This is a genomic window from Acinetobacter sp. SWAC5, assembly GCF_003419885.1.
GTDB classification, from domain to species: Bacteria; Pseudomonadota; Gammaproteobacteria; order Pseudomonadales; family Moraxellaceae; genus Acinetobacter; species Acinetobacter cumulans.
On the sequence record NZ_QUWR01000051.1, the window covers coordinates 1 to 5,360 of the forward strand.

Sequence of the window (5,360 nt, forward strand, 5' to 3'; positions counted from 1 at the left end):
AGATCATTAAGAGATTATGAAGAACAACTTGTGTGGATTTTTACTGGTTGATCAATCGAATATATTTTCATTGATAATTGGTAGAAATTTCTCGAAGTTTATTTGAGCAAATATTTGTCAGTAATTGATGAGCCAAGATTGGTACCCTTTAAAGGTACTATTGATTTTAAACTGAAGAGTTTGATCATGGCTCAGATTGAACGCTGGCGGCAGGCTTAACACATGCAAGTCGAGCGGGAATAGGTAGCTTGCTACCGATTTCTAGCGGCGGACGGGTGAGTAATGCTTAGGAATCTGCCTATTAGTGGGGGACAACATTTCGAAAGGGATGCTAATACCGCATACGCCCTACGGGGGAAAGCAGGGGATCTTCGGACCTTGCGCTAATAGATGAGCCTAAGTCAGATTAGCTAGTTGGTGGGGTAAAGGCCTACCAAGGCGACGATCTGTAGCGGGTCTGAGAGGATGATCCGCCACACTGGGACTGAGACACGGCCCAGACTCCTACGGGAGGCAGCAGTGGGGAATATTGGACAATGGGGGGAACCCTGATCCAGCCATGCCGCGTGTGTGAAGAAGGCCTTTTGGTTGTAAAGCACTTTAAGCGAGGAGGAGGCTACTCTAGTTAATACCTAGGGATAGTGGACGTTACTCGCAGAATAAGCACCGGCTAACTCTGTGCCAGCAGCCGCGGTAATACAGAGGGTGCGAGCGTTAATCGGATTTACTGGGCGTAAAGCGTACGTAGGCGGCTTTTTAAGTCGGATGTGAAATCCCTGAGCTTAACTTAGGAATTGCATTCGATACTGGGAAGCTAGAGTATGGGAGAGGATGGTAGAATTCCAGGTGTAGCGGTGAAATGCGTAGAGATCTGGAGGAATACCGATGGCGAAGGCAGCCATCTGGCCTAATACTGACGCTGAGGTACGAAAGCATGGGGAGCAAACAGGATTAGATACCCTGGTAGTCCATGCCGTAAACGATGTCTACTAGCCGTTGGGGCCTTTGAGGCTTTAGTGGCGCAGCTAACGCGATAAGTAGACCGCCTGGGGAGTACGGTCGCAAGACTAAAACTCAAATGAATTGACGGGGGCCCGCACAAGCGGTGGAGCATGTGGTTTAATTCGATGCAACGCGAAGAACCTTACCTGGTCTTGACATAGTAAGAACTTTCCAGAGATGGATTGGTGCCTTCGGGAACTTACATACAGGTGCTGCATGGCTGTCGTCAGCTCGTGTCGTGAGATGTTGGGTTAAGTCCCGCAACGAGCGCAACCCTTTTCCTTATTTGCCAGCGGTTCGGCCGGGAACTTTAAGGATACTGCCAGTGACAAACTGGAGGAAGGCGGGGACGACGTCAAGTCATCATGGCCCTTACGACCAGGGCTACACACGTGCTACAATGGTCGGTACAAAGGGTTGCTACCTCGCGAGAGGATGCTAATCTCAAAAAGCCGATCGTAGTCCGGATTGGAGTCTGCAACTCGACTCCATGAAGTCGGAATCGCTAGTAATCGCGGATCAGAATGCCGCGGTGAATACGTTCCCGGGCCTTGTACACACCGCCCGTCACACCATGGGAGTTTGTTGCACCAGAAGTAGGTAGTCTAACCGTAAGGAGGACGCTTACCACGGTGTGGCCGACGACTGGGGTGAAGTCGTAACAAGGTAGCCGTAGGGGAACCTGCGGCTGGATCACCTCCTTAACGAAAGATTGGCGACTGGTAAGAATCCACAACAAGTTGTTCTTCATGACGATGTATCTGAGGGTCTGTAGCTCAGTTGGTTAGAGCACACGCTTGATAAGCGTGGGGTCACAAGTTCAAGTCTTGTCAGACCCACCAAATCTGACTAACGAAATATTTGAATAAAATATGAGAGCAAACAGAAAACAGAGACATTGACTTAATTGATAAGCTGGGGACTTAGCTTAGTTGGTAGAGCGCCTGCTTTGCACGCAGGAGGTCAGGAGTTCGACTCTCCTAGTCTCCACCATACATCGCAAAGCGATGTATAAAAGACAAGTTAATAAATGAACAGTCAGCTGACTGTTAGTTTAGTCTTTAAGCGATCAAGTGCTTAGGTTATAGAGCTTAGCAACAAACTAGCGTAGAATGCGCTTCATTGTTATTAAGCTCTGTGATTTATCACAGCAACATGACCTGACGAAGGCATGTTAAATCATTAACAGAATATATTTGAGTTGAAATAATTTGTTCATACTCATAACTGACATTAACACTAACAGTGATTTATTACTGTGATGTGAAGATAGAAGCTATGAGTTACTAGCGAAATTAACTGAATCAAGCGTTTTGGTATATGAATCTAATTGAAGCTGTACAGTGCTTAAATGCACAAGACGCCAACTGTATGAGTAAGTCGTAAGACAAACTCTGTTGCTTATCCTACTTGTAAGGATGAACGACTGTTTGGGGTTGTATAGTCAAGTAATTAAGTGCATGTGGTGGATGCCTTGGCAGTCAGAGGCGATGAAAGACGTAATAGCCTGCGATAAGCTTCGGGGAGGCGGCAAATATCCTATGATCCGGAGATTTCTGAATGGGGAAACCCACCTATCGTAAGGTAGGTATCGCAACATGAATACATAGTGTTGCGAGGCAAACGAGGGGAAGTGAAACATCTCAGTACCCTTAGGAAAAGAAATCAATTGAGATTCCCTCAGTAGCGGCGAGCGAACGGGGAACAGCCCATTAAGTCATATAAGTTCTAGTGGAATGCTCTGGGAAGTGCAACCATAGTGGGTGATAGTCCTGTACACGAAAGGGCTTATATGATGATGTCGAGTAGGGCGAGGCACGTGAAACCTTGTCTGAATATGGGGGGACCATCCTCCAAGGCTAAATACTCCTGACTGACCGATAGTGAACCAGTACCGTGAGGGAAAGGCGAAAAGAACCCCTGTGAGGGGAGTGAAATAGATCCTGAAACCGCATGCATACAAGCAGTGGGAGCCGACTTGTTCGGTGACTGCGTACCTTTTGTATAATGGGTCAGCGACTTACATTCAGTAGCAAGGTTAACCGTATAGGGGAGCCGTAGGGAAACCGAGTCTTAATAGGGCGTTTAGTTGCTGGGTGTAGACCCGAAACCAGGTGATCTATCCATGAGCAGGTTGAAGGTTGGGTAACACTAACTGGAGGACCGAACCCACTGTCGTTGAAAAGCCAGGGGATGACTTGTGGATAGGGGTGAAAGGCTAATCAAACTTGGTGATAGCTGGTTCTCCCCGAAAGCTATTTAGGTAGCGCCTCGGACGAATACCATTGGGGGTAGAGCACTGTTTCGGCTAGGGGGTCATCCCGACTTACCAAACCGATGCAAACTCCGAATACCAATGAGTACTATCCGGGAGACAGACTGCGGGTGCTAACGTCCGTAGTCAAGAGGAAAACAATCCAGACCGCCAGCTAAGGCCCCTAAATTATAGTTAAGTGGGAAACGATGTGGGAAGGCATAGACAGCTAGGAGGTTGGCTTAGAAGCAGCCACCCTTTAAAGAAAGCGTAATAGCTCACTAGTCGAGTCGGCCTGCGCGGAAGATGTAACGGGGCTAAAACTATATGCCGAAGCTGCGGATTTGCAATTTATTGCAAGTGGTAGGGGAGCGTTCTGTAAGCCGATGAAGGTGGATTGAGAAGTCTGCTGGAGGTATCAGAAGTGCGAATGCTGACGTGAGTAACGACAAAACGGGTGAAAAACCCGTTCGCTGAAAGACCAAGGGTTCCAGTCCAACGTTAATCGGGGCTGGGTGAGTCGACCCCTAAGGCGAGGCCGAGAGGCGTAGTCGATGGGAAATTGGTTAATATTCCAATACTTCTGTGTAATGCGATGAGAGGACGGAGTAAGTTAAGTCAGCCTGGCGTTGGTTGTCCAGGTGAAAGGATGTAGGCATGTATCTTAGGCAAATCCGGGGTACTCTATGCTGAGATCTGATAGCAAGCTGTACTTGTACAGTGAAGTGGCTGATACTATGCTTCCAGGAAAAGTCTCTAAGCTTCAGTTACACAGGAATCGTACCCGAAACCGACACAGGTGGTCAGGTCGAGTAGACCAAAGCGCTTGAGAGAACTCTGCTGAAGGAACTAGGCAAAATGGTACCGTAACTTCGGGAGAAGGTACGCTGCTGACGGTGATGGAACTTGCTTCCTGAGCTATCGGCAGCCACAGAAACCAGGCCCCTGCAACTGTTTATTAAAAACATAGCACTCTGCAAACACGAAAGTGGACGTATAGGGTGTGATGCCTGCCCGGTGCTGGAAGGTTAATTGATGGGGTTAGCGTAAGCGAAGCTCTTGATCGAAGCCCCAGTAAACGGCGGCCGTAACTATAACGGTCCTAAGGTAGCGAAATTCCTTGTCGGGTAAGTTCCGACCTGCACGAATGGCATAATGATGGGGGCGCTGTCTCCAGCAGAGGCTCAGTGAAATCGAAATCGCCGTGAAGATGCGGTGTACCCGCGGCTAGACGGAAAGACCCCGTGAACCTTTACTGCAGCTTGACATTGAACTTTGATCTTACTTGTGTAGGATAGGTGGGAGGCTTTGAAGCAGCGACGCTAGTTGCTGTGGAGCCAATCTTGAAATACCACCCTGGTAATATTGAGGTTCTAACTCTGCTCCATTATCTGGAGCGAGGACCATGTCTGGTGGGTAGTTTGACTGGGGCGGTCTCCTCCTAAAGAGTAACGGAGGAGTACGAAGGTGCGCTCAGCGTGGTCGGAAATCACGCGTAGAGTATAAAGGCAAAAGCGCGCTTAACTGCGAGACCCACAAGTCGAGCAGGTACGAAAGTAGGTCTTAGTGATCCGGTGGTTCTGTATGGAAGGGCCATCGCTCAACGGATAAAAGGTACTCTGGGGATAACAGGCTGATACCGCCCAAGAGTTCATATCGACGGCGGTGTTTGGCACCTCGATGTCGGCTCATCTCATCCTGGGGCTGAAGCAGGTCCCAAGGGTATGGCTGTTCGCCATTTAAAGAGGTACGCGAGCTGGGTTTAGAACGTCGTGAGACAGTTCGGTCCCTATCTACCGTGGGCGCTGGAAATTTGAGAGGATCTGCTCCTAGTACGAGAGGACCAGAGTGGACGAACCTCTGGTGTACCGGTTGTGACGCCAGTCGCATCGCCGGGTAGCTATGTTCGGAAGGGATAACCGCTGAAAGCATCTAAGCGGGAAGCCTACCTCAAGATAAGATTTCCCTAGGAATTTATTCCTCTAAAGAGCCGTTGAAGACTACGACGTTGATAGGTTGGATGTGGAAGTGCGGTGACGCATGAAGCTGACCAATACTAATTGCTCGTGAGGCTTGACTATACAACACCCAAACAGTTGTTGTA

The 5,360-nt window shown here is 48.8% G+C and carries 2 tRNA genes and 2 rRNA genes; all 4 read left to right on the forward strand.

From position 1 onward, the window contains the following. The first annotated feature begins 168 nt into the window (after positions 1-168). Positions 169-1,706, forward strand: a 16S ribosomal RNA gene (locus DYI81_RS17535). Positions 1,707-1,767: 61 nt separating this feature from the next. Then, positions 1,768-1,844, forward strand: a tRNA-Ile gene (locus tag DYI81_RS17540). Positions 1,845-1,919: 75 nt separating this feature from the next. Next, positions 1,920-1,995, forward strand: a tRNA-Ala gene (locus DYI81_RS17545). A gap of 449 nt (positions 1,996-2,444) precedes the next feature. After that, a 23S ribosomal RNA gene (locus DYI81_RS17550) occupies positions 2,445-5,337 on the forward strand. Together the 16S and 23S rRNA genes with 2 tRNA genes alongside form the textbook arrangement of a ribosomal RNA operon. The last annotated feature ends 23 nt before the right edge of the window (positions 5,338-5,360 follow it).